Annotated in this window: 2 protein-coding genes; both read right to left on the bottom strand. The window is 42.2% G+C overall.

Annotated elements, in window-relative coordinates; translation table 11 throughout:
- Window positions 1-573 (bottom strand): IS630 family transposase (locus VB775_RS26255; protein ID WP_323217179.1); only part of this gene is annotated, 573 nt, incomplete at its 3' end.
- On the bottom strand, window positions 486-890 hold the full coding sequence (locus tag VB775_RS26250; protein ID WP_281006124.1) for a helix-turn-helix domain-containing protein: 405 nt from the start codon (window positions 888-890) through the stop codon (window positions 486-488). The genes VB775_RS26255 and VB775_RS26250, both read right to left, overlap by 88 nt.
- Between the last annotated feature and the right edge of the window lie 46 nt (window positions 891-936).

Raw genomic sequence — 936 nt, 5'->3', positions numbered from 1 at the left:
GAGAGTGATAGCATCATAAAGCTGCTCAGTGGTTCTCGGAGCAATCGAACGCAGAATGGATTTGATTTTTGACCAAAACATCTCAATCGGTGATAAATCAGGAGAATAAGTGGGCAAGAAAATCAGTTTAGCGCCAGTATTCTCAATCGCAGTTCTGACCTCATCGCTACAGTGGAGATTGAGATTATCCATCACGACGACCATCGTATCGTTTAGCTGTGGTACAAGTACCTCAGTCACATAAAACAAAAAAGTTACCGCATTGTTACTGCCAAAAAATGATAGAGCCGCAATTACCCCCGTAATCGCGATCGCCGCAATGATGGTCAGATTTTTACCTTTGTTGTGTGGTTTACAGCCATGCGCCCTTGTGCCTTTTTTTGACCTTGCATAAGTCCTAGCCATATTTAGGTTTGTGCCTGACTCATCGATAAACACCAGATTATTGGTTTCGATTGCCCACATTATCAGTTGATATTCTAGTCTCAACTGTTTGACTGCTTCACTTTCTTGTTTGTCGGCATGAAAAGTTTTTTTTTGCGGGTTAACTCGATTTCCTGTAAGGCTCGACAAATCGTGGACTGACTTACCAATATCTCTGTCTTTTCCGCGAACCTTTGACTGATTTCTAGCAAGGTTATATCATTTTGTCCTTCAATGATTGCTTCTAGGATTGGGTAATGGGTTGCGTTGACTTTGGCTACTGCTCCTCCTCCATGGGGTTTTGCCGCCACACTCCCTGTTTGTTTTTGTCTTTGTACCAGATTATTGACCCAGCTTCGACTTACTGCAAACCTATCGGCTACTTCTTTCATCGTGGTTTTTCCTTTTTGATACCCTGCGATTACTCGTTCTCTCAAATCCTGTGAATACGCTTTTCCTGTTTGCATTTTCTCTCCATTTTACCTTGCTCTTGCTCATTTGAAAACCGCTATA

Source organism: Pseudanabaena sp. CCNP1317, from assembly GCF_034931345.1.
GTDB classification, from domain to species: Bacteria; Cyanobacteriota; Cyanobacteriia; order Pseudanabaenales; family Pseudanabaenaceae; genus Pseudanabaena; species Pseudanabaena galeata.
Note: the sequence above shows the minus strand (reverse complement) of the source record. Positions and strands in the feature narration are given on the sequence as shown.

Bases quoted from the DNA above. Each gene is read 5' to 3' on its own strand.
- VB775_RS26250 (WP_281006124.1), bottom strand. From the start codon at position 890: ATGCAAACAGGAAAAGCGTATTCACAGGATTTGAGAGAACGAGTAATC.